This window comes from Streptosporangium sp. G11, from assembly GCF_051192615.1.
GTDB lineage: Bacteria > Actinomycetota > Actinomycetes > Streptosporangiales > Streptosporangiaceae > Streptosporangium.
In genome coordinates, this window is record NZ_JBPJUQ010000004.1 from 202,096 (window position 1) to 228,499 (window position 26,404).

25 protein-coding genes and 1 riboswitch are annotated in these 26,404 nt (G+C 70.4%); of the genes, 11 read left to right on the forward strand and 14 right to left on the reverse strand.

Going from position 1 to position 26,404, the window contains the following annotated elements:
- Nucleotides 1-222: 222 nt before the first annotated feature.
- From ACSDR0_RS06215 to ACSDR0_RS06230, 4 genes are all read right to left on the reverse strand, one after another.
- Nucleotides 223-1,347, reverse strand: coding sequence for a glycosyltransferase family 4 protein (locus ACSDR0_RS06215; RefSeq protein WP_435287760.1), 1,125 nt, complete (start codon nt 1,345-1,347; stop codon nt 223-225).
- Entirely contained in the window at nt 1,344-2,621 is a 1,278-nt protein-coding gene (locus tag ACSDR0_RS06220; RefSeq protein ID WP_435287761.1) for a M48 family metallopeptidase, read from the reverse strand. The genes ACSDR0_RS06215 and ACSDR0_RS06220 overlap by 4 nt, the downstream gene beginning before the upstream one ends.
- Entirely contained in the window at nt 2,618-3,496 is an 879-nt protein-coding gene (locus ACSDR0_RS06225; RefSeq protein ID WP_435287762.1) for a hypothetical protein, read from the reverse strand. Before ACSDR0_RS06225 ends, ACSDR0_RS06220 begins: the two co-directional genes overlap by 4 nt.
- A 255-nt stretch (nt 3,497-3,751) precedes the next feature.
- Nucleotides 3,752-4,315 (reverse strand): C40 family peptidase, encoded by a 564-nt coding sequence (locus ACSDR0_RS06230; RefSeq protein WP_435287763.1) that lies wholly within the window; start codon nt 4,313-4,315, stop codon nt 3,752-3,754.
- A gap of 82 nt (nt 4,316-4,397) precedes the next feature.
- Nucleotides 4,398-4,556: riboswitch (cyclic di-AMP (ydaO/yuaA leader) on the reverse strand.
- 576 nt (nt 4,557-5,132) lie between these two features.
- Between ACSDR0_RS06230 and ACSDR0_RS06235 the strand changes: the two genes are divergently transcribed.
- The gene (locus ACSDR0_RS06235; RefSeq protein ID WP_435287764.1) at nt 5,133-5,804 is read left to right on the forward strand and encodes a phosphoribosyltransferase; all 672 of its coding nucleotides are present in this window, start codon (nt 5,133-5,135) and stop codon (nt 5,802-5,804) included.
- A 46-nt stretch (nt 5,805-5,850) separates the two neighbouring features.
- On the opposite strand, the gene ACSDR0_RS06240 is transcribed toward ACSDR0_RS06235, so the two are convergent.
- The 3 genes from ACSDR0_RS06240 to ACSDR0_RS06250 form a co-directional block, all read right to left on the reverse strand.
- Complete coding sequence (locus ACSDR0_RS06240) at nt 5,851-6,801, reverse strand: NlpC/P60 family protein (protein WP_435287765.1); 951 nt, start codon at nt 6,799-6,801, stop codon at nt 5,851-5,853.
- Between the two features lie 227 nt (nt 6,802-7,028).
- Complete coding sequence (locus ACSDR0_RS06245) at nt 7,029-7,661, reverse strand: hypothetical protein (RefSeq protein ID WP_435287766.1); 633 nt, start codon at nt 7,659-7,661, stop codon at nt 7,029-7,031.
- A 47-nt stretch (nt 7,662-7,708) separates the two neighbouring features.
- A complete protein-coding gene (locus ACSDR0_RS06250) occupies nt 7,709-9,031 on the reverse strand; it encodes an NYN domain-containing protein (RefSeq protein WP_435287767.1) in 1,323 nt (440 codons plus the stop codon).
- Nucleotides 9,032-9,209: 178 nt separating this feature from the next.
- Here ACSDR0_RS06250 and ACSDR0_RS06255 point away from each other — a divergent pair, with 178 nt between their 5' ends.
- The 3 genes from ACSDR0_RS06255 to ACSDR0_RS06265 all read left to right on the forward strand — a co-directional run bounded on the left by ACSDR0_RS06255 (nt 9,210) and on the right by ACSDR0_RS06265 (nt 12,529).
- On the forward strand, nt 9,210-10,340 hold the full coding sequence (locus tag ACSDR0_RS06255; RefSeq protein WP_435287768.1) for a phosphotransferase family protein: 1,131 nt from the start codon (nt 9,210-9,212) through the stop codon (nt 10,338-10,340).
- Between the two features lie 121 nt (nt 10,341-10,461).
- Entirely contained in the window at nt 10,462-12,186 is a 1,725-nt protein-coding gene (locus ACSDR0_RS06260; protein WP_435287769.1) for a DEDD exonuclease domain-containing protein, read from the forward strand.
- A 55-nt stretch (nt 12,187-12,241) separates the two neighbouring features.
- A complete protein-coding gene (locus ACSDR0_RS06265; RefSeq protein ID WP_435287770.1) occupies nt 12,242-12,529 on the forward strand; it encodes an Lrp/AsnC family transcriptional regulator in 288 nt (95 codons plus the stop codon).
- On the opposite strand, the gene ACSDR0_RS06270 is transcribed toward ACSDR0_RS06265, so the two are convergent.
- The 3 genes from ACSDR0_RS06270 to ACSDR0_RS06280 all read right to left on the reverse strand — a co-directional run bounded on the left by ACSDR0_RS06270 (nt 12,476) and on the right by ACSDR0_RS06280 (nt 15,156).
- Nucleotides 12,476-13,438, reverse strand: a complete 963-nt coding sequence (locus ACSDR0_RS06270) for a sensor histidine kinase (protein ID WP_435287771.1) — start codon at nt 13,436-13,438, stop codon at nt 12,476-12,478. The genes ACSDR0_RS06265 and ACSDR0_RS06270 overlap by 54 nt on opposite strands.
- A 220-nt stretch (nt 13,439-13,658) precedes the next feature.
- On the reverse strand, nt 13,659-14,729 hold the full coding sequence (gene trpD / locus ACSDR0_RS06275) for an anthranilate phosphoribosyltransferase (RefSeq protein WP_435287772.1): 1,071 nt from the start codon (nt 14,727-14,729) through the stop codon (nt 13,659-13,661).
- Nucleotides 14,730-14,757: 28 nt separating this feature from the next.
- On the reverse strand, nt 14,758-15,156 hold the full coding sequence (locus ACSDR0_RS06280; RefSeq protein WP_435287876.1) for a hypothetical protein: 399 nt from the start codon (nt 15,154-15,156) through the stop codon (nt 14,758-14,760).
- A gap of 195 nt (nt 15,157-15,351) precedes the next feature.
- On the opposite strand from ACSDR0_RS06280, the gene ctaE reads away from it, so the two are divergent.
- Genes ctaE through qcrB form a run of 4 tightly spaced genes read left to right on the forward strand, consistent with a single transcriptional unit; the run spans nt 15,352 to nt 19,595 of the window.
- Nucleotides 15,352-15,969, forward strand: coding sequence for an aa3-type cytochrome oxidase subunit III (ctaE, locus tag ACSDR0_RS06285; protein ID WP_435287773.1), 618 nt, complete (start codon nt 15,352-15,354; stop codon nt 15,967-15,969).
- A gap of 16 nt (nt 15,970-15,985) precedes the next feature.
- Nucleotides 15,986-16,801, forward strand: a complete 816-nt coding sequence (gene qcrC / locus ACSDR0_RS06290; protein WP_435287774.1) for a cytochrome bc1 complex diheme cytochrome c subunit — start codon at nt 15,986-15,988, stop codon at nt 16,799-16,801.
- Nucleotides 16,798-17,913 (forward strand): cytochrome bc1 complex Rieske iron-sulfur subunit, encoded by a 1,116-nt coding sequence (gene qcrA, locus ACSDR0_RS06295; protein WP_435287775.1) that lies wholly within the window; start codon nt 16,798-16,800, stop codon nt 17,911-17,913. Before qcrC ends, qcrA begins: the two co-directional genes overlap by 4 nt.
- Nucleotides 17,910-19,595 (forward strand): cytochrome bc1 complex cytochrome b subunit, encoded by a 1,686-nt coding sequence (gene qcrB / locus ACSDR0_RS06300; RefSeq protein ID WP_435287776.1) that lies wholly within the window; start codon nt 17,910-17,912, stop codon nt 19,593-19,595. The genes qcrA and qcrB overlap by 4 nt, the downstream gene beginning before the upstream one ends.
- Before the next feature lie 247 nt (nt 19,596-19,842).
- On the opposite strand, the gene ACSDR0_RS06305 is transcribed toward qcrB, so the two are convergent.
- The 4 genes from ACSDR0_RS06305 to ctaC all read right to left on the reverse strand — a co-directional run bounded on the left by ACSDR0_RS06305 (nt 19,843) and on the right by ctaC (nt 24,041).
- The gene (locus ACSDR0_RS06305) at nt 19,843-21,084 is read right to left on the reverse strand and encodes an Ig-like domain-containing protein (protein ID WP_435287777.1); all 1,242 of its coding nucleotides are present in this window, start codon (nt 21,082-21,084) and stop codon (nt 19,843-19,845) included.
- Between the two features lie 157 nt (nt 21,085-21,241).
- Nucleotides 21,242-21,637 (reverse strand): cytochrome c oxidase subunit 4, encoded by a 396-nt coding sequence (locus ACSDR0_RS06310; protein ID WP_329092784.1) that lies wholly within the window; start codon nt 21,635-21,637, stop codon nt 21,242-21,244.
- Nucleotides 21,634-23,292 carry an aa3-type cytochrome oxidase subunit I gene (ctaD, locus tag ACSDR0_RS06315; RefSeq protein WP_435287778.1) on the reverse strand — a complete coding sequence of 553 codons (1,659 nt, stop codon included), beginning with the start codon at nt 23,290-23,292 and terminating at the stop codon, nt 21,634-21,636. Before ctaD ends, ACSDR0_RS06310 begins: the two co-directional genes overlap by 4 nt.
- Nucleotides 23,289-24,041, reverse strand: coding sequence for an aa3-type cytochrome oxidase subunit II (gene ctaC / locus ACSDR0_RS06320; RefSeq protein ID WP_435287779.1), 753 nt, complete (start codon nt 24,039-24,041; stop codon nt 23,289-23,291). Before ctaC ends, ctaD begins: the two co-directional genes overlap by 4 nt.
- Before the next feature lie 217 nt (nt 24,042-24,258).
- Here ctaC and ACSDR0_RS06325 point away from each other — a divergent pair, with 217 nt between their 5' ends.
- The 3 genes from ACSDR0_RS06325 (at nt 24,259) to ACSDR0_RS06335 (ending at nt 26,175) form a co-directional block, all read left to right on the forward strand.
- Nucleotides 24,259-25,395 (forward strand): cysteine desulfurase family protein, encoded by a 1,137-nt coding sequence (locus ACSDR0_RS06325; RefSeq protein WP_435287780.1) that lies wholly within the window; start codon nt 24,259-24,261, stop codon nt 25,393-25,395.
- Nucleotides 25,396-25,420: 25 nt separating this feature from the next.
- Nucleotides 25,421-25,690 (forward strand): sulfurtransferase TusA family protein, encoded by a 270-nt coding sequence (locus ACSDR0_RS06330; RefSeq protein ID WP_389914373.1) that lies wholly within the window; start codon nt 25,421-25,423, stop codon nt 25,688-25,690.
- A 62-nt stretch (nt 25,691-25,752) separates the two neighbouring features.
- Nucleotides 25,753-26,175, forward strand: a complete 423-nt coding sequence (locus ACSDR0_RS06335) for a CBS domain-containing protein (protein WP_435287781.1) — start codon at nt 25,753-25,755, stop codon at nt 26,173-26,175.
- Nucleotides 26,176-26,404: the final 229 nt, after the last annotated feature.

The window sequence follows — 26,404 nt, forward strand, 5'->3', positions numbered from 1 at the left end:
CTCCCCCGGCTCCGGAACCTCCGCGGGGCGCCGCGCGTCTTCGCGAGGGCCGGTCGCACGGCCGGGGGATCCTTGCGAGCCCCAGGCATGCCGGGCTCTCCGCGGACCCCGGGCATGCCAGGGGTGTTCGCGGAGATCCCCGGCCCGTACGGCCAAGAGGTCTCCCCAGGCCCCGGGCATGCCGGGGTCCTCCTCGACGGGCAAAGGCCGGCCGTACGACGGCTAGGGGGTCTCCGCGGGCTCCAGGATGCGGGCGAAGCGGGAGGCGGCGAGGTCCCAGCTCCACTCCCGCGCCGCCCACTCACGCCCGCGCTCCCCCATGGCACGCGCCCCGGCCGGGTCCTTGAGGAGGCCGAGCAGGGCCGCCGCGACCTCGTCGGGGCGGGTGCCGTCGACGACCAGGCCGGTCTCCCCGCGCAGCACGGCGTCGGGGGCGCCGCCCGAGGAACCGGCCACCACCGGCAGGCCGCTGGCGGAGGCCTCCAGGTAGACGATGCCGAGTCCCTCCACGTCGACGCCGCCCAGGCGGGTGCGGCACGGCATGGCGAACACGTCGCCCGCGGCGAGGTAGCCGGGCAGCTCCGCCTCGGGCACCGGGCCGGTGATCCTAACCGAACCGCCCATCGGCCGGGCCAGCCGCTCCAGGGTCCTGCGGTACGGGCCCCCTCCGACGATCAGGAGCACCGCGTCGGGCACGTCCCTGACCACGCCGGGCCAGGCCCGCAGGAGCGTGTCCTGGCCCTTGCGCGGCACCAGCCTGGACAGGCAGACCACCACCGGCCGCTCTCCCAGGCCGAATTCCTCGCGCACCCGCCCTCCCCCGGCCCCCGGGCGGAACACCTCGGTGTCGACGCCGGGCGCGAGCCGCACCAGCTTGTCCTCGGCCATCACCCGGGCCAGCCGCCGCCGGGTGTACTCCCCGAGGTAGGTGACCACGTCGGCGTTCGCCCCGATCCTGGCGAGCACCCGGCGGCCGATCGGGATTCCGGCCCAGCCCGCCTCGTGGCCGTGGGTGACCATGACGACGCGGCGGGCCCCGGCCTCGCGCATCCTGGGCGCGAGCAGCCCGAGCGGCGCCGCCGCCCCGAAGACCACGGTGTCGCACGCGAACTCGGCGACCAGCCCGGCGGCCCGGCGGGCGACGGCGGGCGTGGGCAGCATCAGCGAGGTCGGGTGCCGCACGACGGGGTACGGCTGGCGCAGGTCGAAGGCCGCGCTGCCGGACCACCGCGGGGCGTAGACGACGACCGAACCCGGCGGGCGGCGGGCGATGAGACCGTACACGAACGACTGGATCCCCCCCGCGCGGGGCGGGAAGTCGTTCGTGACGACCAGCGTGCGGTTCACGGCTCGGGGAGACCGTTCAGCCTGGCCCAGGAGCGCGCCATGGCGATGCGCTGTGGCGTCGTGGGATGCGATACATAAAGCACATATTCAATGAAATCAGGCGACAAATCCGAAATATTGGTGGTTGACAGCCGTTTCTGCATGGCGACGAACGTCGCCGGGTCCCTGGTCAGATCCAGCGCGTGCACGTCCGCACGGGCCTCGATGTGCCTGCTCACCAGGTTCTGGGCCGGTCCCGACAGGACCGTGGCCACGCTCAGCAACCCCATGATCAGGCCCACCGCCCTCGGGTCGCCGAGTGAGGAGATCCCCGTCCGGCGCCGTACGGCCCCCGCGGAGGTCACCGCGTAGAGCAGGCACGCCCCGCACGCCGCGCCCAGGCCGCCGATGAGCGTGCCCGACAGCACGTCGCCCGCCTTGGCGTGGCCCAGCTCGTGCGCGACCACCAGTTTGACCTCGTCGGCGGGCGCGCGGAGCAGCGTGTCGTAGACCACGATCCTGCGGGTCGCGCCGAATCCGGAGACGTACGCGTTGAGCGCGGTGGTCCGCCGGGAGGCGTCGGCGACGAGCACGTTCTCGACCGGCACGCCGTCCCTGGCGGCCATGGCGAGCAGGTCGTCGCGGAGCGGCCCGGCCTCCAGCGGCCTGAAGTCGTTGAAGACCGGCTCGATGAGCACCGGGTAGGCGAAGGAGGCGGCCACGGTCAGGACGAACGCCCCGCCCGCCGCGGGGATCCACCAGCGCCGGTAGCGCCGCGCCAGGGCGATCACCGCCACCACCATGATCGCGGTCAGCGCGGTGCCGATGCCGGTGCTCTTGGCCCGGTCGGCCGCCCACGAAGGCCAGGTCTGGGTGGACAGCCCGAAGTCGCGAAGGTAGCCCTCCGACCACATCCCCAGCGGCCAGCGCAGGATCGCCACGGCCACCGACAGCGCCAGCACGCCGAGGAGCGCCCGCAGCCACCACGGCCCCGGCAGCCGGTCGGCGAGCCGCGCGCCCAGCGGGGTGGCCACCAGCGCCCCCGCCACGACCAGCGTCAGGCCGAGCGACAGGTAGCCGGGGAGGCTGACCAGCGCGTCGAACGTCTCGGCCCTGGCGATCTGTTCGGGGGTGAAGTCGCGGGCCGGATCGGGGACGACGGCCGGGGCCCCCTCGGGCAGCGCCCTCCAGGGCGTGGTCAACGCCACGACCGCCAGCGTGACCACCCCCAGGCCGGCCAGCGCCCACCCCGCCGGCCGCACGCCCGGGGGCGCGTCCGTCGTGCTCAGCGTCACGTGAGTTCCTCTCTGAGGTAGTCGCGCCAGGCCGCGGTGAACTCGGCCACCGGCAGGCCGAGCGTGCTCCCGACATCGCTACCGTAGAGCCTCACCAGCGCCTTCTCCCCGAAGCGCTCCGCGACGAACCGGCAGGCGAGCCACGCCTCCTCGTACGCCTGCGCGAGCCGGGGCGCGCCGGGGGCGAAGTCGGCCGGGCCGGGGAGGCGGTCGGGCAGGACGCCCGCGCGCACCTCGTCGGCCAGTTCGGCGGCGGCCGTCCGCACCGCGATCCCGGCGTCGCGGTAGCCCGTGTAGTCGGCGAAGCCCTCGGACAGCCACATCGGCACCCGGCCGCCGCGGGTCGCGCCGGTGGCCACGTGGGTGAGCTCGTGGGTGATCACCACGTCCTTGCCGGTCCCGGTGAGCCTGGCGTATCCCGACGGCAGGACGATCACCCGGTCCGCGGTCGCCATCGCGGCCAGCCCGTGGGTGCTCCCGGCTCCGGCGAGCGCCGCGGCCTCTGCGTCGGTGGCGGGGAAGAGGATCACCGGGGTGACGGGTCCCCAGACCGCCGCGATCGTCGCGCGGGCCCGGTCGGCCCTGGCCGCCAGATCCCTCAGGACGGAGGCGGGGACGCCGTGGCCGATCACGAGGGAGTGCTCGCCCCGGACGGTGACGGCGGCCCCCGGCCACAGGCCGCGGAGGTCGCGCGGGCTCGGGGGGGTGTACGAGACGCGTGGGAGGGGCCCGGCGTCGTACGGGAGAAGATGGCGGGGGGCGCGCGGGAGCGGCGCGGCCCCGGCGAGGAGGGGACCCGTCCCGGCGAACGGGGCGGCGCTCATCAGCGCCAGCATCCCGGCGAGCACGGCGCGGCGCCCTTTCGGGACGGACATACGAGCCGATGGTACTCGACCGAAGTGGAGCGGTCCCGGCCCTCCTGGTGGAGGACCGGGACCGCTTTTCCGTGCTCGGGCGCGTGCTCGTGGCACGTACCCGGGCGCGGGCTCGGGCTTCGTACTCGGACGCCGTGCCCGGAGCGCGTGCCCGGACGCGGGCTCGGGCTCCGTGCTCGGACGCCGTGCCCGGACGCGGACCTCGGGTTCCGTGCTCGGACGCGCGGGCTCCGTGCTCCGTGCTCGGGCGCGGGCTCAGGCTCCGGGTCGTACCGCTCCGGCGAAGGAGGACCTGTAGTAGCCCGCCAGCCTCACGACACGAACCGTCTTGCCGCTGCTCGGCGAGTGGACCATCCTGCCCTTGCCGACGTACATGCCGACGTGGCCCTTCCCGCTGAAGAACAGCAGGTCACCGGGGAGCAGCTTGCTCCACGAGACCTTTTTCCTGATCGACCTGTACTGGCTGTGCGTGATCCGGGGGAGGGACACGCCCGCCTTTCGCCAGGCGTATCGGACGAGCCCCGAGCAGTCGAACGCTCCGGGACCGGAGGCTCCCCACCGGTACGGATCGCCGATCTGCTTCTTGGCCGCCGAGACCGCTTTGCCTGCCCGGACTTTCTGCAGTGCCGCCTTGCTCATCTTGGTCTTGCCCTTGGCCTTGGCCTTCGCCGTAGTCGTGGCCTGAGTGGCGGTCTTCTTGGTGCTTTCGGCCTTCTCGGAAACGCCGGCCAGGCTGCTGACCAGGATCTCGGAGGGGCCGTCCGCCGTCGCCTGCGCCGCCGTGGACCCTAGGGTGACCGCTCCGGCTGAGGCGGTCAACGTGAGGGCGATACCGCCGATGGAAAGGCGGAAAAGGCGCGACAGACGGGGGTTGTGCGGGGTGGTAGACAGGATTTCTCCTTGGGACTTCCACTGATGCCTACCGGGTTAGCTGACGGATTCGGGCTTGGAAGATGCCCTACGGCAAAATGCGCCGATTCACCCCTGGCCACGCTGTGATGGGCCTTTTGGGTCCCCGGTTCCATGCCTCCTGGCTGCATAGATTCGGCGGGCCGCCGTGATGAGCCCTGCCCCCGGGTGGGGGCACGGCGGCCGGTTGGATTTCTATAGGGACACCGGCCCGAAGACCGACATTCACCGCGACGGCGTGGCTTGCACGTCGCGACGCCAGAAGTTACCCCGATCTCCAACTTTCGGCAAAGCATTCGCCAAATCGGATGACCGGAGAGCCCTCTTGATCTTCCTGTTACCCCTGCTTAATGGCTATTTATGCTATTGAGATATGACTCTCGTCACATCCTTATGATCACAACGGCAAATCACGATTTATGTAATATTCATCACACTTGCCGCGTCCCGGGGAGATCCCGGCGAACGAGGCGGTCCCGGACGATCGGCGGAGCCGCCTCGGCGCCGTGGATCACGCGTGCGGGCGCAGTGGATCGGCCGCCGGAATCCCGTCCCGGCGATCTCGAATCCGGCGGCGTCGGGCGTCGGCGCGGCCGGCCACCCGAAGGTGCCGCACGCGGTGCGCGAACGCCCGGCGCGATCGTCGTACGACGCCGTCAATGGGCGTTATGTACCAGTTTGGGAGATTTAAAATGAAATAAAACGTCATCTCAAGGAGGCGGTAGCGATGTCGAACCGCTTGTTCCAGGACCGGCGCGACGCGGGGCGAGTGCTCGCGGGCCTCCTCGAGAAGTACCGGGGGCGATCCGGCGTCGTCGTCCTGGGACTGCCCCGGGGCGGCGTACCGGTGGCCTACGAGCTCGCCGTGGCCCTGGACGCCCCGCTCGACGTCTTCCTGGTCCGCAAGCTCGGCGCTCCCGGAAGGGCGGAGCTCGCGATGGGGGCGATCTCCACCGGCGGGGTGATCGTCCTCAACGAGGACGTCACCGAGATTTTCGGCGTCTCGCCGGAGACCATCCGGCAGGTCGCCCGGCGCGAGGGACAGGAGCTGATCCGGCGCGAGCGGGCCTACCGGGAGGGGCGGCCGCCACCGGATCTGGCGGGCAGGACCGTCATCGTGGTGGACGACGGCCTCGCGACGGGTGCCAGCATGCGCGCCGCCCTGCAGGCCCTGCGCCGCTTCCGGCCCGCCAGGACCGTCGTCGCCGTACCCTCCGCGCCGAGGTCCGCCTGTGACGACCTCGCCGCCATGGCGGACGAGGTCGTCTGCGCCACCACGCCGTCGCCCTTCTTCGCGGTCGGGCAGTCGTACGTGGACTTCTCCCAGACGACCGACGAGGAAGTACGCGATCTGCTGCGCGCCGCGTCGAGGTCACACCCGGCCACGGCGGGCGCGTGAGCGGTCGCCGGCGTGGTCCCCATCCGGTCGGCGCGGCCCGCCGCGGTCAGGGGCGGACGGCTCCGACGATGCGGCGGCCGTAGGCGGACAGCGGGACGACCTTGACGACGTCGCCGGTCTGCGGGGCGTGCACGATCTGGCCGTTGCCCGCGTACATGCTGACGTGGCCGAGACCCTCGCTGAAGATGAGGTCGCCCGGCTGGAGCTCGTTCAGCGAGACCTTGCGGCTCGCGCCCCAGCTCCACTGCTCCCAGGTCGTACGGGGAAGGCTGACTCCCCCGCTGCGCCAGGCCCCCTGGACCAGGCCCGAGCAGTCCCAGCCGCTGGGGCCCGTGCCGCCGTACCGGTAGGGCTTGCCGACCTGGGCGAAGGCGAACTGCAGGGCGGCGCGGGCGTTGCCCGAGGCGGAACCGTTGTACTGGATCCCGGCGCTCTCGGGGTTGCCCGTCTTGAAGACGTTGAGCTCGCGCAGGATCTTCGTCTGGGCCTTGACCATCTTGTCGGCCTTGGCCTTCTCCTCGACCAGCTCGTCACGCGTCTCGTCTGCCTCGGCGAGGGCCTTCTTGGCCTCGTCCCGGCTGGTCCGCAGCGCCTTGGTGGCCTCGTCGAAGGCGCTCAGGGACTGGGCGCGGGAGGTGGACATCTGGTCGGCGGCGGCCATGCCGCTCAGCAGGGCACCGGGGTCGGCCTGGTAGATCATGCCTTCCCAGCCGTTGATCACCCCGACCTGGTAGGTGCTGACGGCCATCGTGACGAGTTCCTTGCGCAACCCGGCGACCTGCTCGTTCTGGCGGGTCAGGTCGCCGTTCAGCGTGCGGTACTTCTTCCTGGCCCGCTTCCACTTCTCCGAGGCCTGGTTGTACTTCTCGACGATCTGGTCGGCCTGCTCGTTGAGCTTCTCCAGCTTCTTCTTGGCCTGGGCGAGCGTCGGCTTCGGTTCGGCGAACGCTCCGCTCACCGGCAGCATCAGCAACGCGAGAGCGAGCCCGGCCGCCACCGGTATCCGAATCAGTCCAACCGGCAAACCCGCCACGGCCACGTCAACGCCTCCCGACTGCACCAGACCTGCGGCGAATAGTACAGAAGAAGTAATGATTGACTCACCTTTTTGCCGGGTTTGCTCTCAATCGCAGGTGAAACGCCTCACCCGCGGCCGGTGACGCCCTCCTCGGGAGCGGCGGCGCCTCGGCCGCGGGGAGCGGCCCGATCGAAACCCCGCTCGCGCTACCCGCAGGTTGCGACGTCGCAGATCTTGGCGGTCATCCTCCGCGCGTCACGCAACTGGTCGGTCCAGTCGCCCTTCGCGGGCTTGGAGTACTCCCCCGCCCAGAGATAGACCAGGACGGCGTTGCCCTTCCTGACCAGCACGCTCCGGTCACCGCCCACCCCGGCCTTCTTCCCGTAGTAGACCTGTCCGGAGATCCTCAGCGCCTCGTCGCCGAGCCCGGTCACGCGTGCGGAGGCGTAGCGGTAGCTGGAGCCCGAGTCGGTCCTGGCCTTGCACCTGGTCAGGGCGGCGCGCACCTGGGCGACGGCCGAGGCGGCCGAGGCCGGCGAACCGTACAGGATCACCTGCTCGACCTTCATGAAGTCCGGGACGCCGGTGAAGGTCACCGTCCTGGCCGCCGCGCGGCCGGTCGCGGCCAGCGTGCTCCTGCCGCACGGGTTGACGGCCAGCCCGGCCTTCGCCGAGTTGCTCACCTTCCAGGTGGTCTCGGGGTCGTTGTCCTTCTTGGCGGCGTCCTTCTCGTAGAGCAGGAAACCCTTGGGGATGGCGGCCGTCGTGGCCGCCGCGGGTGTGGTGGCGGTCGCCCCCGCGGCCAGAACGGCGAGCGCGAGCGTTATGATCTTCTTCATCGAATCGAACCTCCTGGGTGATCCGATGCCTCGCTACCCGGAAAGGTTTACGCGCGACCAAGACGTCTTAGAAGAAGCACCGAGGGCACCGGCCTGGCGCCCATCCTGCGGACCGACTCGGCCACCTCGCGATCCGAGGAGACCACCGCGACCGCGCGTCCCGCCGGCTCGGCGCGGACCAGCTGGCGGATCAGGTCGTCGGCGATCTGGTTCGGGGCGCTGAACAGCACGCGCACCCCCCTGGGCGCCGACACCGGAACCGGCCCGTTCAGCTCGGCGCCGTCGAAGACGCAGGTCAGCTCGGTGCGGGTCTGCGCGTAGAGCGCGCCGAGACCGGTGAGGAGGCGGCTGCGCTGGTCGGCCAGGGTGAACGTGCCGTAACCGGTCTTGGTCACGTTGTAGCCGTCGACGATCAGGTGGATCTGCGGCAGCGCGAGCAGCTGGTCGAGCAGGGCGGGGTCGTCGTCGGCGAGCGCCCGCGCGGGAACCGCCTGGACTCCCTGCCTGCCGGGCGCCACCGAGGCCACCGAGTCGGCGGGGCGGTGGATGCCCGAGGGCAGGGCGAGCTCCCTGCGCAGCCCGGCGGCGGCGTCCTGCAGGGCGTCGAGCAGCATGCGGACCTTGGTGTCCTCCACGCTGCGGCCCTCGCGGGCGGCCCTGCGCGTCGACTCCAGCTGCCGTTCGGCGTCGGCCAGCCGCTCGCGCAGGCGGCGCAGCTCGCTCTCCACCGTGCTCCCCGCCGAGAGGGCGGCGGCCCTCGCCTCGTCGGCCATCTCCTGGGCCGCGGCGGCGCGCGCCTCGGCCGCCTTCGCCCGCTCGCGGGCGTCGTGCAGCCTGCGGCGCAGGTCGGAGACCTCCGAGCGCGAGGTCTTGAGCTGCTCGCGCAGCCGCTCGGACTCCTCCTTGGCCGCCGTCTTCTGGCCGGCCAGCTGCTCGCGCAGCCGGGAGACCGTCTGCTCCTGGGCGGAACCCTCGGCCGCGGCGGCCGACTGCTCCAGGTCGGCGCGGGCCGCCTCCACCATGTCCGCCCAGCCCGGCGGCCGGGTCAGGTACGCGGCGGCGGCCACCATGACGGGCTCGGCCGCCGGCGGCACCGTGCCCTCGGCGAGGCTCGCGACCAGCTCGGGCCAGCCCGCGGTCAGCGTCTCGGCGACCAGCTCGCGGAACTTCTTGTCGGTCTCCAGCTGCGCGGCGATCGGCGCGCCGCCCAGCCTGGCCCGCTTGCGGGGGTCGAACTTGGCGATCCCCTTCAGCGGCAGCGGCACCGAGGCCGCGGGCATCGAACCGAGAATCTGGGAGGCCAGCTCCACGACATGTAAGCGGACCTGCTCGGGTAACGGACGAGACAGGCCCTCTCCGGCTGAACTCATCACGGCCCCTACTCGGATCGGTCTTCACGTCAAGGGTACGGCTACCGCACCCTGACCCCGACCTGACCGTAATGCGACCGATGGCCGACAGGGCCGTGAATGCTTTGTGGACAAGCGCTTGCTGGTGGGTTACGACTGTGCGGATCGCCTTGTGACGCACGCCACCCGGGAGAGCGCGATGGACGAGCCGACGAACGAGCACGGCCGGCGGACCGAGGACATGCGGACATCGACCCGCGACCTCGGAGAGTTACGGGAGCGGATGGGCTCGTGGCTTTCCGGGAGGCTGGGAGGCCCCGTCACGCTCTCCCCGCTGTCCCGCCCCTCGGGCAACGGCCTGTCCAGCGAGACCCTGCTCTTCGACGCCTCCTGGACCTCCGCCGAGGGCGGGCTCGACGTCCCGTGCGTCGCCAGGATGGCCCCGGCGAGCGAGGCGGTGCCGGTCTTCCCGAGCTACGACATCGGCAGGCAGTTCGAGGTCATGCGGATGGTCAGGGAGCGCGCGGGCGTGCTCGCGCCCCGGCCCCTGTGGTACGAGCCCGACCCCGGGCCGCTGGGCGCCCCGTTCTTCGTGATGGAGCGGATCACCGGCGACGTGCCGCCGGACCTGATGCCCTACACCTTCGGGAGCTGGCTGCTGGAGGCCTCCCCCGCCGACCGCGACCGGCTGCAGCGCGACAGCGTCGAGATCCTGGCCACGCTGCACGACGCCCCCTTCACCGCCGAGGAGCTGCGCCCCCTGGAGATCCCCGGGTCGGGCGGGACGGCGCTGCGCAGGCACGTCGAGGACCAGCGCGCCTACTACGAGTGGGCGCACCGCTCCATGCCCATCCCGCTGCTGGAGCGGGCGTTCGGCTGGCTGGAGGAGCACTGGCCGGCCGATCCCGGACCCGATGTGCTGAACTGGGGCGACGCCCGCATCGGGAACGTGATGTACCGCGACTTCACCCCGGTGGCGGTGCTCGACTGGGAGATGGCCACGATCGCCCCCCGCGAGCTGGACGTCTCCTGGATGATCTTCCTGCACGCCTTCTTCCAGGAGATCACCGAGGCCATGGAACTGCCGGGCATGCCCGACTTCATGCGGCGCGAGGACGTGTGCCAGACGTACCACGAAATAACGGGATACAAGCCCCGCGACATGGAGTTCTACGAGACGTACGCCGCCCTCAGGCACGGCATCATCATGGCCCGCGTCGGGCACCGCCAGATCCACTTCGGCGAGCAGACCATGCCCGGCGACCCCGACGACCTGGTCATGCACCGGGCCGCCCTCGAACGGATGCTGGACGGGAGTTACTGGGGCTGAGGCCCGCCGGAGACCCTCGCCGGCCCGTGGGGACCGCCGGTTTTCCCGGCGCCCGGCGCGCACCGGGCCGGGGAGGGTCCGGTGCGCTAAATGTCGGTCGGGGCTTCTATGGTCGGGAATCGTGGACTACGCCGTGCAGGGAACACTCGACGAGCTGGGCACGCCGCTCAGCCAGATCACCTTCGTCGTGTTCGACCTGGAGACCACCGGGGTCTCGGCGGGCGAGCACGCGATCACCGAGATCGGGGCGGTCAAGGTCAGGGGCGGCGAGGTGCTCGGCGAGTTCGCCACCCTGGTCGACCCCGGCTCGCCGATCCCGCCCTTCATCTCGGTGCTGACCGGCATCACCGACAGCATGGTGGTGGCGGCGCCGAGGATCGAGTCGGTGCTGCCTTCCTTCCTGGAGTTCGCCGCGGGCTCCACCCTGGTGGCGCACAACGCGGGGTTCGACCTGGGGTTCGTCAGGGCGGCCTGCGCCGCGCACGGGTATCCCGCGCCGGCCCACCAGGTGGTCGACACCGTCGACCTGGCCCGCAAGCTGCTGACCCGCGACGAGGCGCCCAACTGCAAGCTGTCCACCCTGGCCAAGATCTTCAGCCACACCGAGCCCTGTCACCGGGCGCTCGCCGACGCGCGGGCCACCGTCGACGTGCTGCACGCCCTGCTGGAGCGGGCGGGCTCCTTCGGGGTGCAGACGCTGGAGGAGCTCAAGGGCTTCGTCCGCGCGCCCACCCCCGAGCAGCGCCGCAAGCGGCACCTGGCCGACTCGGTGCCGGCGGGCCCCGGCGTCTACGTGTTCGAGGACGAGGGCGGCGACCCCCTGTACGTCGGCAAGAGCACCAACCTGCGCAACCGCGTGCGCAGTTACTTCACCGCGAGCGAGACCAGGCCCCGCGTCCGCGAGATGGTCGGCATCGCCGCGCGGGTCAGGTCCATCGCCTGCGCGACCTCGCTGGAGGCCGAGGTCAGGGAGCTGCGGCTGATCGGCTCGGCCAAGCCCCGCTACAACCGCAGGTCGCGCTTCCCCGAGAAGATGTTCTGGCTCAAGCTGACCGACGAGCCGTTCCCCCGCCTGTCGGTCGTCCGCGAGGTCAAGGACGACGAGGCCTCCTACCTGGGCCCGTTCAACAGCACCCGGGCCGCCGAGGACGCCCGCACGGCCCTGCACGAGACGGTCCCGCTGCGGCAGTGCACCGAGCGGATCACCCCGCGCACCCGGCGCTCCGCCTGCGCGCTCGCCGAGATCGGCAGGTGCGGGGCGCCGTGCGAGGGCCGCCAGAGCCCCGGCGAGTACGCCGTGCACGTCGTGGCGGCCCGCCGGGCGATGGAGCTGGACGCGGCCCCGGTCTTCTCCGCGATCGAGGCCAGGATGGAGCGCCTGGCCCTCGACCAGCGCTACGAGGAGGCCGCGGCCGACCGCGACCGGCTCGCTTCCTACATCCGCACCTCGGCCCGCATGCAGCGGCTGCGGTCGCTGACCGCGATCCCCCAGATGGTCGCCGCCGCCCCTCTGCCCGGCGGCGCCTGGGAGATCCACGTCATCCGCTACGGGCGGCTCGCCTCGGCCGGGGTGATGCCGAAGGGCGCCCACCCCACCCCGTTCGTCGAGGCGCTGACCGCCACCGCGGAGACGGTGCCCCCGGGGCCGGGGCCGGTCCACGCGGCCAGCGCAGAGGAGACCGAGTGCGTCCTGCGCTGGCTGGAGACCCCGGGGGTGCGGCTGGTGCAGGTCGAGGGCACCTGGAGCCTGCCCGTGTCCGGCGCGGGGCGGCTCAAGGCCCGCATCGACCGCGCCTACCAGGCGGCCGAGCCGCGCCGCGCGCGCGAGGGCCGGCCACTGCGCTGACGGCCGCGCTGATAGCTTCTGAGGCGGCAAGCCGCACTCAACGAGGAGGAAGCTCGTGGTCACCGCGATCGTTCACATCAACGCCGAGGTGGACCGGATCCCCGAGGTCGCCCAGACGGTCGCCGAGATCGACGGGGTGAGCGAGGTCTACTCCATAACCGGGGAGTACGACCTGATGGCCATGGTCCGCGTCACCGCCTACGAGGAGATCGCCGAGGTCGTCCCCGGCCGGATCAACAAGGTGGACGGGGTGCTGCACACCGAGACCCACGTCGCCTTCCGGGCCTACTCACGGCACGACCTGGACGCCGCCTTCTCGATCGGCCTCGGCGAGTCCGACTGACCCCTCGTCCGCATGGGCGGAACCGGCGCGTGAGGCGGGTCCGGCGGCGTGCTCACCCGCGCCGGCGGGCCCCCGGAGCGGCCCGGCGACGGTGACCTCCCCCTCGCCCGTACGGCCTCCCACCTCGCCCACCGTGGGCAGCCGCGCCCGCACCTCGAAACCCCCTCCGGGCAGGGTCCCGGCCGCCAGCGTCCCGCCGAACAGGGTGGCCCGCTCGCGCATGCCGAGCAGGCCGTGCCCGGCCGCGGCCGAGGGGACGGTCCTGCCGTCGTCCCGTACGAGGACGTCGAGGAAGCCCGGCCGCCAGCGCAGCGTGACGCGGGCCGAGCGGGCACCGGCGTGCCGCAGGGTGTTGCCCAGCGCCTCCTGGACGATGCGGTAGGCCATCAGTTCGAGGGCGAGCCCCACCTCGGCGGGCCTGCCGTCCTCGACCACGTCCACCAGCAGGCCCTGCTCCCTGACCCCGGCGAGCAGATCGCGGAGGTCGGACAGCCTGGGCTGGGGGGTCCTGCCCGGCGAGGGGCCGTCGAGGTCGAGCAGCGACAGGGTGCGCTGGAGCTCGACGAGCGCCTGGCGCCCCGACTCCTCGGCCACCCGCAGGGTCTCCCTGGCCCGCTCGGGGTCCTTGTCCATGATCATCCGCCCGGCGCCCACCCCGAGCGTCATCATGCTGATCCCGTGGGCGACGACGTCGTGCAGCTCGCGGACGATGCGCACCCGCCGCTCGGCGAGCTGGGCACCGGCCAGCGCCTCCCCCTGGTCGGCGAATCTGGCCTCCCAGGACCTGAGCCTCAGCAGCAGGAGCCTGCGCTCCCACGCCAGGCTCGCCACGGCCGCGCACAGTACGAGCGCCGCGCACGACAGCAGGATGGGGAACATCTGCTCGGTCAGGGGGTCAGCACTCCACATGGCGGCAATCTAGAACGACTCCCCCGGGGGGTACATCCTCTCCCGGGCGGATGTTCCATCCACCCGGGAGGGGAGGATTTCCGGCGCGGAGACGGTCAGGCGGCGCCGTGACGCCGCGGGCCACGTGGCCGGGAGGCTCCCGGCCACGGGTCCGGGACACCCCGGGCGACGCCGTGGGGACGGCCGCCGGAGACCCGGCCGGGATCGTCCCCGGCGAAGGTCAGGACGGCTTGAGCGCCCGGCTGACCTCGATCCAGCGGTCGAGGGTCTCGGCGGCGGCGCCGGAGTCGACGGCCCGCGTCGCGCGCTCGTACCCCACGGCCATCGCGGCGTTCAGGTCGTCACCGGCACCGGCACCGTCGCCCTCGCCCGCGCCGTCGAAGGCGACGAGCGCGGCGGCGGCGTTCAGCAGCACCGCGTCGCGGACCGGCCCCGTCTTGCCGCCGACCAGGTCGCGGACGGCCTGGGCGTTGAACACCACGTCCCCTCCGCGCAGCGCGTCGGGCGCCGCCCTGGGGATGCCGAGGGCGGCCGGGTCGAAGACGATCTGCTCGAGGGCGCCCTGGCGCACCACCCAGACCCTGGAGGTCGTGGCGATGGTGAGCTCGTCCAGCCCGTCGTCGCCCCTGAAGACCAGGGCGGAGACCCCGCGCTCGGCGAAGACGCCCGCGACGACGGGGAGCATGCCCGCGTCGAAGATGCCGATCGCCTGGGCGGCGGGCCTGGCCGGGTTGGTCAGCGGGCCCAGGAAGTTGAAGATCGTGGGGACGCCGAGCTCCTTGCGCGTGGGGCCCACGAAGCGCAGCGCCGGGTGGTAGACCGGCGCGAAGCAGAAGGCGATCCCGGCCTCCACGGCGACCCTGGCGGTGTCGGCCGGGGCGAGGTCGAGCACGATCCCGAGGTGCTCCAGGACGTCTGCCGCGCCGCAGGAGGAGGAGGCGGCCCGGTTGCCGTGCTTGACGACCCTGGCCCCCGCCGCGGCGGTCACGATCGCGGCCATGGTCGAGACGTTGACGGTGTGGGCCCGGTCGCCGCCGGTGCCGACGACGTCGACGACCGGACCGGCGACCGACAGCGGGGTGGCCCGATCCAGCATCGTGCGCGCCAGGCCGGTCACCTCCGCGACCGTCTCGCCCTTGGCCCTCATCGCCACCGCGAAGCCCGCGATCTGGGCGGACGTGGCGGAACCGGACATGATCTGGTTCATCGCCCAGGCGGTCTCGTCGGCCGTCAGGTGCTCGCCCGCGATCAGGGCGGACAACAGCGCGGGCCAGGTGGTGCGCGCGTCCATGGAGGTCTCCAGGGGGGTTCCGGGGGGTCTACCGGGAGGGCTGGCGGGTGGACAGCCGGCGGCGCATCAGGCCGGCGACGGTCTCGGCGAGGACGACCGGGTCGATCGGCTGCGGCACCACGGCCTCGGCGCGCGACCACTCGGCCAGCCAGCGGTCGTCGCGGCGGGCGATCAGCAGGCAGATGGGCGGGCAGTCGTGGACCTCGTCCTTGGCCTGCCGGGCCACGCCCATGCCACCGGCCGGCTTGGCCTCGGCGTCGAGCACGGCGACGTCGATCTCTCCGGAGTCGAAGTGCTGGACGACCTTGGCGTGGGTGGCGCACTCCACGATCTCCACGAGGGGCACGTCGCCTGCGGGACGACGGCCGATCGCCTGCCGCACCTTCTCGCGGGTGCTCGCGTCGTCGCTGTAGACGAGAACCCTCATCTTGTCGTCGGTGCTCACGGTCGCGCTCACTATCCCTCGTCGATGTATGGTCACCTGGGATGCTACCGGTCAGCCGGTCCGGAGACCCAGGCCGGAGCCAGGGGCGAGCGAATTGCCCTATACGTCCACTTTGGGGGGACGTATGCACCCCCTATCGGGGGGTCGTGCGGCGACCCGAGCAGGGGAGCCGCAATAATGCTGCCCGTGGCGACAGCATCCGCAATTTCAACGACGACGACAGCACACTCGTCCCGCAGACCCGATCTGGTCAGCGTCGGGACGATCGTCTGGCTGTCCTCCGAGCTCATGTTCTTCGCGGCGCTGTTCGCGATGTACTTCACCATCCGGTCGGTGAGCATCGGCCAGGGACTGCCCTGGCCCGAGGCCCATCTGAACGTCCCGTTCTCCTTGGCCAACACGATCATCCTGGTCCTGTCGAGTGTGACCTGCCAGCTGGGCGTGTGGGCGGCGGAGAAGGGCCAGGTCGCCAAGCTGCGCTTCTGGTACATCGTCAGCTTCCTGATGGGCGCCGTGTTCGTGGGCGGCCAGCTGTTCGAGTACAGCCAGCTGGTCCACGAGGGACACACGCTGTCGCACTCCGCGTACGACTCCGTGTTCTACCTGACCACCGGCTTTCACGGCCTGCACGTGACGGGTGGACTGATCGCGTTCCTGTTCATGCTGGGACGCACGTACGCCGCGAAGCGCTTCACCCGTGAGCAGGCGACCAGCGCGATCGTCGTGTCCTACTACTGGCACTTCGTCGACGTGGTCTGGATCGGCCTTTTCGTAACCATCTATGGCATTCACTAAGGAATCGGGGATCTCTGTGAATAGGATCACCGCTGGGCGGCGGCATCCCCTCGCGAGATACGCCGTCCTGCTCCTGGCCCTGGGCCTGATCGGCGGGATCTACACCGTCGCGCTCGCAATCTCCCCGAGCCGGCAGGCCGACGCCGCCATCGCGTCCGGCAGGGCCGACGACGTGGCGGAGGGCAAGAAGCTCTTCGAGCAGAGCTGCTCCAGCTGCCACGGGCTCAACGCCGAGGGCACCGCTCAGGGCCCGACCCTGATCGGCGTCGGCGCCGCCTCCGTGGACTTCCAGGTCAGCAGCGGCCGCATGCCCCTGGCCAACCCCAGCGCGCAGGCACCGCGCAAGCCCCCGGCGCCCTGGGTCAACGAGGACACCGTCCGGCAGCTCGCCGCCTACGTGCAGTCACTCGGCGGCGGCCCGACCGTCCCGACCTCCGAGCAGGTCGACGCCTCCAAGGGCGACAAGTCCAAGGGCGGGGAGCTGTTCCGCGCCAACTGCATCCAGTGCCACAACTTCGTCGGCTCCGGCGGCGCCCTGACCCAGGGCAAGTACGCACCGCCGCTGCACGAGGCCACCGAGAGGCAGATCTACGAGGCGATGATCACCGGCCCGCAGGCGATGCCGGTGTTCAACGACAGCATCATCACCCCCGAGCAGAAGCGGGACATGATCGCCTACATCGTGGGCGTGCGTGAGGAGCCCAACCCGGGCGGCGCCGGTCTCGGCCGCATCGGCCCGGTCACGGAGGGTCTGGTGGCCTGGGTCGTCGGGCTCAGCCTCCTCTCCCTGGCCGCCATCTGGATCACCGCGAAGAGGCGACAGGCCAAATGACTGACAACAATCACGACATCGAACAGCCGGAGGAGCGCGCGCCGAAGCGCGTGATCGGCACCCCCTCCCCGGCGACGAGCACCTCCCTTCTCGGCCGCGAGGAGCCCGCGAGGGCGGACGTCGTCCAGGTTCCCGGTGTGACCCCCCAGGACGAGGCGACCGCGAGGAAGGGCGAGCGGTACGCCGCTTTCTGCTTCATCGTCGCCTTCCTGGCGGGCCTGGGCTTCGTGGTGTCGTACGTCGTCTTCCAGGTCGGCGACATCGAGAAGACGCAGATCTCCAACCTCGCGCTGGGCGGCACGCTCACGCTGGCCCTGCTCGGGCTGGCCGCGGGCATGACGACCTGGGTCCGCCTGGTCATGCCCAAGTACAACCTGGTCCAGGAGCGCCACGCGATGGCCTCCGACCCGGAGACCAGGTCCTACGTGGCCACGACCTTCCTGCAGGGGGCGAACGAGAGCGGCATCGCCAAGCGCCCGCTGCTGCGCCGCACCCTGCTGGCCGCCGCCGCCCCGCTCGGCCTGGCGCCGCTGGTCCTGCTTCGCGACCTCGGCCCGAGCCACACGAACTTCCCGGCCAAGCTCCGGCACACCGTCTGGGGAGAGAAGACCAAGGACGGCAAGCCGCGCAAGCTCCTCGTCGAGGGAAGCGGCTCCCCCATCAGGGCCGCCGACTTCAACTCCCCCGGCGGCATCCTCTCCGTGGTGCCCGACGGGTACGAGCACGACCTGAACGCGCTGGCCAAGGCCACACTGATCCTGATCAAGTTCCGTCCCGAGGAGCTCAAGTCCGGGACTAACCTGAACTGGACGCACGACGGGATCGTGGCGTACTCCAAGATCTGCACGCACGTCGGCTGCCCCGCGGCCCTGTACGAGCAGACCACCCACCACATCCTGTGCCCGTGTCACCAGTCGACCTTCGACGCCTCCGACGGCGCCAAGGTCATCTTCGGCCCGGCCGCCCGCCCCCTGCCCCAGCTGCCGATCGCGGTCGACAATGAGGGATACCTCGTCGCAACGGCTGATTTCGCGGTCCCTGTCGGTCCCAGCTTCTGGGAGCGCGGCGACGCCGAGGCCGAGGTCCGTGAGAACGGAGCCCAACAGTCATGAGCATCGAAACCGTTCCCAAGCCCGTCGAGGGTGCGAGCACCTTCGTCGACGACCGCCTCGGCGCGGGCACCTTCCTGCGGCGCAACCTGCGGAAGATCTTCCCCGACCACTGGTCGTTCCTGCTGGGTGAGATCGCCCTTTACTCGTTCATCGTCCTGCTGCTGACCGGCACGTTCCTGACGTTCTTCTTCAAGCCCAGCATGGGCCACGTGGTGTACACCGGCTCGTACGGCCCGCTCCAGAACGTCATGATGTCCGAGGCGTACGCCTCGTCGCTGAGCATCAGCTTCGACGTGCGCGGCGGCCTGCTGATGCGGCAGATGCACCACTGGGCCGCCCTGCTGTTCATCGGCGGCATGATGGTGCACGCGCTGCGGGTGTTCTTCACCGGCGCCTACCGCAAGCCGCGCGAGCTGAACTGGCTGATCGGCGTGCTGCTGCTCACGCTGGCGCTGGCCGAGGGCCTGACCGGCTACTCCCTGCCCGACGACCTGCTCTCCGGCGCCGGTCTGCGGATCACCGAGGGTGTGGCGATCTCGCTGCCGCTGGTCGGCACCTGGATCACCTTCTTCCTCTTCGGCGGCGAGTATCCCGGCGAGGACGTCATCTCCCGCTTCTACTCGCTGCACATCCTCCTCATCCCGGGCATCCTGCTGGCGCTCATCACCGCTCACATGATCCTGATGTGGGTCCAGAAGCACACGCAGATGCCGGGCAAGGGCCGCACCAACGACAACGTGGTGGGCGCGCCGTTCTACCCCGCCTTCATGATCAAGGCCGGCGCCTACTTCATGTTCACCTTCGGTGTCATCGCGCTGCTGGGCACCTTCGCCCAGATCAACCCGATCTGGCTGTTCGGTCCCTACACCCCGGCCGACATCTCGGCGGGTTCGCAGCCCGACTTCTACATGGGCTTCCTCGAAGGCGCGCTGCGCCTGATGCCCGCCTGGGAGCTCAACCTCTTCGGCGGCGCGGGGGGCACGCTCGCGATGAGCGTGCTGATCCCGGCCCTGGTGCCGATGGGCATCGTCATGACGGGCCTGGCGCTGTATCCGTTCATCGAGCAGTGGGTCACCGGCGACCGCAGCGAGCACCACGTCGCGGACCGTCCCCGCAACAACCCCCACCGCACCGCGATCGGCATGTCGGCGGTCACCTTCTACGGCGTCCTGTGGCTCCTGGGCGCCAACGACGAGATCTCCGCGTTCTTCCACGTGTCGCTGAACTGGACGACCTACATCGGCCGGTTCCTGATCATCGCCGGTCCCGTGGTGGCCTACATGGTCACCTACCGGATCTGCCTGGGCCTGCAGCGCAGTGACGCGGCGATCATCAGCCACGGCGTGGAGTCCGGTGTGATCAAGCGGCTGCCCCACGGCGAGTACATCGAGGTCCACGTCGCGCCGAACGAGCTCGTCGAGGCCCACATGCGGGGCAAGGAGGCGATCCCGATCGTCTCCGAAGGCGGCCCCGGCCCGAGGAACCGCGAAGAGGTCCCCTCCAAGGGGATGCGCGGCCCGCTCGGCAGGCTCCGCGCCAAGATGAGCGCGGCGTACGGCGGCGAGAAGATCCCGCTCGACGACGGCCACGGTCACGGCGAGGCTCACGGCGCCATCGGCGAGGGCCACGACGAGCACGCGGCGGTCGGCAAGGGCGGAGACGACAGGTCCCTGACCCACTGACCCGGTCACGGCCGACGCCACCCGGAGGGCCCGGACACCACACGGTGTCCGGGCCCTCCGCTTTGCGCGTTCCCCGGCGTTCCCCGAGGTGCGGCGGTGCGGCGGCACGGCGCTCCTGAGGCCTATGAGCTGCGAAGAAGCCCGCAGGCGGCCCCCAGGAGGCCTCTGCGGGTCTTTCGCGGGCCGAGGCGGGCTCAGGCTCAGGCCACGTCCGCGGAGCCCTGAGCGGGCGTCAGGGCGCCGCCGCTCAGACGTCGTCGGTGGTGAAGTTCTTGAGGCTGCTCCACTTGAGCCATTCCTTCCAGCTCTCCTGCCAGTGCCCCCACCCGTTCAGGGGCTCCAGAACGCGGGGCGAGCCGGTGATGATGATCGGATCCCCGATCAGCGTGTTGTCGAGGAACCACTTGGCGTTGCTCGGGCTGACGTTCACGCAGCCGTGGCTGACGTTGGAGTTGCCCTGGGAGCCGACCGACCACGGGGCGCTGTGGATGTACTCGCCGCTGTTGGAGATGCGGACCGTGTCGTAGACGGTCAGCTGGTAGTAGCCGGGGGAGCCGGGGCCGATGCCCGGCGAGGTCATGACGGTGACGTTCTCCCGGGACATGGCGAGGTGCACGCCGCTGGTCGTGTGGTACTTCCAGTTGCCGCCCTGCCCCGCGCTCATCGGTATCTCGCGGACGACCTTGCCGTTGCGCCTCACCGTGAGGTGGTGGGTTTGGACGCTGCCCCGGGTGATCTGCGAGCGGCCGATCTTGAAGTTGACGGTCTTGTTCGCCGCCCCGTACAGGCCGGCGCCGCCGCGCACCCCCGCGAGGCGGGCCTCGACCCGGACCTTCGTACCGGCGGGCCAGAAGCGTTTCGGGCGGAAGTGCACGTTCCGGTTGTCGAACCAGTGCCACGCCCCCAGGACCGGCCTGGAGGTGCGGACGAAAAGGTTGCGCTCGATGGAGACCCGGTCGGAGACGTCGCGGTCAAAGGTGATCATCACCGGCATGCCCACGCCGACGGTCAGGCCGGTCGAGTCCTCGCCCGGCATGAAGTTCTCGATCTCGAAGGTCTCGCGCTTCTTCACGGTGGAGAAGGAGGAGGTCTTGGTGGTGACGGCGCCCGCCGGGTTGACGGCCGTCACGGAGACCTCGTAGGAGGCCCCTGGAGCCGCCGTGCCGCGGCTGCGCCACTGCGTGCCGTCTGCGCTGAGAACGCCCGGCAGGGAGCCCCTGGCGCCCCTCACGGCCTTCACGACGACCTGCCTCAGGGTGCCGCCCTGTGCCGCGACCAGGATGGGGACGTCCGTGGGGACGCCGCCGGCCTTGTCGAGAGGGGTCACGGTGATGACGGCCGCCGCCGCGGCGGGTGACGCCTGGGAGGTCCGGGGCGCCTGTGATGCCTGACCGCCCTGTACGGCGGTGTTTCCCGAGCAGGAAGTCGTCACCAGTGCGAGGGCCAGCAGTCCCGCTCCCCGGCTCGAACCACGGATCGCGTGCCCCACATGAACTCCCCTGTCCCGGACTGAACCACTGATTCAGTTATTACCCGGAGTAAGCGGTTCACCACATAAGACATCCACCCTGAGCGCCAAATAAACGCCAAAAAGCGGGCCACGGAAGTTTTTCCGTGGCCCGCTCAGGTTGCGGTGAGACGCGGGGTCAGTGCGAGAAGTTGCCCCGGTAGTATTCGAAGACGAAACCGATCATGCTCATCAGGATCGCGAACACGCCGATCAGGAACAGCCACCAGCCGATGACCAGGCCGACCGCGCTGAGCGCGACGGCCAGGCAGACGAAGAGCGGCCACCAGCTGTGCGGGCTGAAGAAGCCGAGCTCCCCGGCGCCCTCGCTGATCTCGCCCTGCTTGTCGTCCTCCGGCTGGTCGCCGATGCGGCGGGCCGTGTACATGAGGTAGTAGCCGATCATGAACGCGAAGCCCACCGAGATGGCCATCGCGGTCGTGCCGACCGGCTCCTTGGACCAGTACCAGTAGACGACGTCCACGGCGGCGAAGAAGACGCCGCAGAGGATGAACAGCCAGCCCTGGACCTTCATCGGTTCTCCTCCAGCTCACGGGCCGGGATGTGCGGGTGCTTGAGGTCGAACGCCGGGCGCTCGGACCGGATGCGGGGCAGCGAGGTGAAGTTGTGCCTCGGCGGCGGGCAGGAGGTCGCCCATTCGAGGGAGTTGCCGTATCCCCACGGGTCGTCCACGGTGACCTTCGGCGCGGTCTTGTGGGTCTTCCACACGTTGTAGAGGAACGGCAGCGTGGAGGCGCCCAGCAGGAACGCGCCCACCGAGGAGACCATGTTGAGGTCGGTGAACCCGTCGATCGGGCTGTAGTCGGCGTAGCGGCGCGGGAAGCCCTGCGCGCCCAGCCAGTGCTGGACCAGGAAGGTGGTGTGGAAGCCGACGAACAGCGTCCAGAAGTGGATCTTGCCCATGGTGTCGTTCAGCATCTTGCCGGTGAACTTGGGCCACCAGAAGTAGAAGCCCGCGAACATCGCGAACACCACGGTGCCGAAGACCACGTAGTGGAAGTGGGCCACCACGAAGTACGAGTCGGAGACCTGGAAGTCCAGCGGCGGGGAGGCCAGGATGACACCGGTCAGGCCGCCGAACAGGAACGTCACCAGGAAGCCGATCGAGAACAGCATCGGCGACTCGAACGACAGGTGGCCGCGCCACATGGTGCCGATCCAGTTGAAGAACTTCACCCCGGTGGGCACCGCGATGAGGAACGTCATGAAGGAGAAGAACGGCAGCAGCACCTGTCCCGTGGGGAACATGTGGTGCGCCCACACGGTGATCGACAGGCCCGCGATGGCGATCGTCGCGCCGACCAGGCCGATGTAGCCGAACAGCGGCTTACGGCTGAAGACCGGCAGCACCTCGGTCACGATGCCGAAGAACGGCAGCGCGATGATGTAGACCTCCGGATGGCCGAAGAACCAGAACAGGTGCTGCCAGAGCAGCGCGCCACCGGTCTGGGAGTCGAAGATGTGCGTGCCGAGCTTGCGGTCGGCCTCCAGCGCCAGCAGCGCGGCGGCCAGCACCGGGAAGGCCATCAGCACCAGGATCGAGGTGAGCAGGACGTTCCAGGTGAACATCGGCAGGCGGAACATGGTCATGCCGGGCGCGCGCATGCACACGATCGTGGTGATGAAGTTCACCGAGCCGAGGATGGTGCCCAGACCGCTGATGGTCAGGCCCACGATCCACAGGTCTCCGCCGATTCCGGGAGAGCTGATCGCGTTCGACAGCGGGGTGTAGGCGAACCAGCCGAAGCTGGCCGCGCCGCCCGGGGTGATGAATCCCGACAGGGCGATGATGCTGCCGAAGGTGAAGAGCCAGTAACTGACCATGTTCAGTCGCGGGAAGGCGACGTCGGGGGCGCCGATCTGCAGCGGCATCAGCTCGTTGGCGAAGCCCGCGAACAGCGGGGTCGCGAACATCAGCAGCATGACGGTGCCGTGCATGGTGAACAGCTGGTTGAACTGCTCGTTGCTGGTCAGCTGGAGACCCGGCTGCGCCAGCTCCGCCCTCATGATCAGCGCCATGACGCCGCCGATCAGGAAGAAGATGAACGAGGTGATCAGGTAGAGATGTCCAATGATCTTGTGATCGGTGGACGACGCCCACTTCGTGATGATCGAGCCCTTGCGGGTCGGCACCGGGGAGAGGACGAGGGGTTCGTTAAGTGCGGTCACTGGGCACCCGCCTGGCTAGCGATGTACTGGTCGAACTCGTCCGGGGTGACGAGCTTCACCGAGAAGAGCATCCGGCTGTGGTCGACGCCGCAGAGCTCGGCACAGCGCCCGGCGTGGACGGTGCCGGGCTTGTTCAAGGTCTCGACCTCGAACTTGTTGTTCACCCCGGGGATCACGTCGAGCTTGAAGTGGAACGCCGGGACCCAGAAGGAGTGGATGACGTCCGGCGAGTGGAGATCGAACTTGATCTTCTTACCGGCCGGCAGCACCAGCTGCGGTCCCTTGGTGTAGTCGGCGGCGGGCTGGCCGACCACCTGGACGGTCTTGCCGTTGTACTCCGTGGTGAAGCGCCAGCTCCACTGGAATCCCTCGACCTTGACCGTCACGTCGGGCTTGGCGGACATGCTGGTGATGTAGTTCTGGTCCCGCGCGGTGAAGAAGAAGAAAACGCCGACCATGATGATCGGCACCACCGTGTAGAGGATCTCGATCGGAAGGTTGTACCGCACCTGGGGCGGCAGCTCTTCCTTGGAGTTCTTCTTCTTGCGGTGGAAGGCAACGGACCACAGGATCAGGCCCCACACGACCACACCGGTGGCGAGGGCGGCGATCCACGAGCCGTTCCACAGGTTCTGGACGGCTTCGGACTGCTTGGTGATGCCCTCGGGCAGGCCTGCTCGGGACCAGTCTTCGGCACTGCACGCCGTCAGGGAAACCAGCGGCAGCGCCAGAGCGGCAGCGCGTGGCACCCGGCGGCGGGCCAACGGACGCCGTGCAGAACGGCGGGTCGGACTCACGGATCGCCTACCCCACAGATGAAGCCCAGGAGTCGCTCCTGGGCGGTCGTTTGTTCACGTTCAAGATTTCGTAGTTCACAGCTTCACGCTGGGGGACACATTAGCGCGGACCCCCCTCGCCCTCCCCCGCAGCCCCCGCCCGCACCACGCGTGGTGCGACGATTGAGACGTGGCGTACTTCGACGCGGCCTCCACGGAGCCGCTGCACCCCCAGGCGCGCGAGGCTCTCATCGCGGCCCTCGACGTCGGCTGGGCCGATCCCGCGAGACTGTACGGTTCCGCCCGCCGGGCAAGGATGTTACTGGAACAGGCGAGGACCGAGGTGGCCGAGGCGCTGGGCGCCAGGCCCGACGAGGTCTCGTTCACCTCCTCCGGGACCCAGGCGGTGCACCTGGGCGTCCTCGGCACCCTGCACGGACGCCGCAGGGCCGGCCGCCGCCTGGTCACCTCGGCCGTGGAGCACTCCAGCGTGCTGCACGCGGCGGGCATCCACGAGCGCGACGGCGGCTCGGTCGAGACGGTCGGCGTCGGGATCACCGGCGCGGTCGACCCCGGCGCCTTCGGCGAGGCGGTCCGCGCCGAGGGCACGGCCCTCGCCTGCCTGCAGAGCGCCAACCACGAGGTCGGCACGCTCCAGCCGGTCGCCGAGGTGGCGGCCGCGTGCGCCGAGGCGGGGGTGCCGCTGCTGGTGGACGCGGCCCAGACCGCCGGGAGGATGCCGCTGCCCCCCGGCTGGTCGGTGCTGGCCGCCAGCGCGCACAAGTGGGGCGGTCCCGCGGGGGTCGGCGTGCTGGTGGTCCGCAAGGGCACCCGGTGGCGCACCCCGCTGCCCGAGGACGACCGCGAGCGCCGCCGGGTCCCCGGATTCGAGAACGTCCCGGCGATCGTCGCGGCGGCCGCCGCGTTGCGCGCCACGGTGGCCGAGTCGGCCATGGAGTCGGCCAGGCTCTCGGCGCTCGTGGACCGCGTCAGGGCCGAGGTGGCCCGGCTGGTCCCGGACGTCGAGGTCATCGGCGATCCGGTCGCGCGAGCACCGCACATTGTCACCTTTTCGTGTCTTTATGTGGAAGGTGAGGCATTGCTGACAGAACTCGACAGGGCTGGATTCTCGGTATCGTCCGGCAGCTCCTGCACGGCGAGTACGCTTCGTCCGTCGCATGTTTTGGAGGCCATGGGCGTGCTCACGCACGGGAACGTCCGCGTTTCGCTGCCCCGCGGCACCTCGGCGACGGATGTCGACCGTTTTCTCGCCGTCCTGCCCGACATGGTGCGGAGGATCCGCGAGGAGGCGGGGGTCAAGCTTTGATCAACATTCGGGGAGTGAAGACGTGATGACGTCCAGCCAGGCCACTCCGGCGGGATCGGCACAGCCCCCGGCCCTGACCATCGACGCCCTGGGCAAGAAGTGCCCGATCCCGATCATCATGCTGGCGGCGCAGATCAACGACGTGCCGCGCAACGGGATCGTCGCGGTCCTGGCCGACGACCCGGCCGCCGTCACCGACATCCCGGCCTGGTGCCGGTTGAAGTCGCACCACCACGTGGGCAGCCACGAGCTCCCGGAGCGCGGCTGGGCCATCCACGTGCGCCGCAATTACTGACATGTCCTGAAATTGGGTATGAACCTCCCCGGAAAACACGCCAAACAGTTCGGGGGGACGTCATGAGCGGTGAAACGGCCAGAGATCTGATGCACGCCGGGGTCCGGTGCGTCGAGGCACACGAGACGCTCGACCGGGCCGCGGAAATGATGCGGGACATGAACGTGGGCGCGCTGCCCATCTGCGGCAGCGACGACCGCCTGAAGGGGATCATCACCGACCGCGACATCGTGATCAAGTGCGTGGCGGAGGGCCTGGACCCCTCCACGGTGACCGCGGGAGACCTGGCGGGAGACCTGATCTGGGTGTCCTCGGACGCGAGCGTCGAGGAGGCGCTGGCCAAGATGGAGGAGAACCGGATCCGGCGGCTGCCGGTGATCGAGGACGGCCGCATCGTCGGCATGATCACCGAGGCCGACCTGGCCAGGCGCCTGCCCGCCGACAAGCTCGCCGAGTTCGTGCACCGCGTCTACGCGAGCGGCTGACACCGGGCCGACAGCGGGCCCGCGCGAACACCTGCCGCCGCTGCCGCCGCACCGGTGGCACCGGCCGGGCCACCGGTGCGACGGTGGCCCGGCCGACGGTCCGGCCTGCGCCTCGGAAGCGGTGCCTCGGAAGCGGTGTGCCGGCGGCGGCCTCAGGACGTGGCGCCTCGGGAGAGGCGCCACGGCGTGACGGCCGGGGAAAGTGACCGCCAAGGAAGGAGGACGTGGC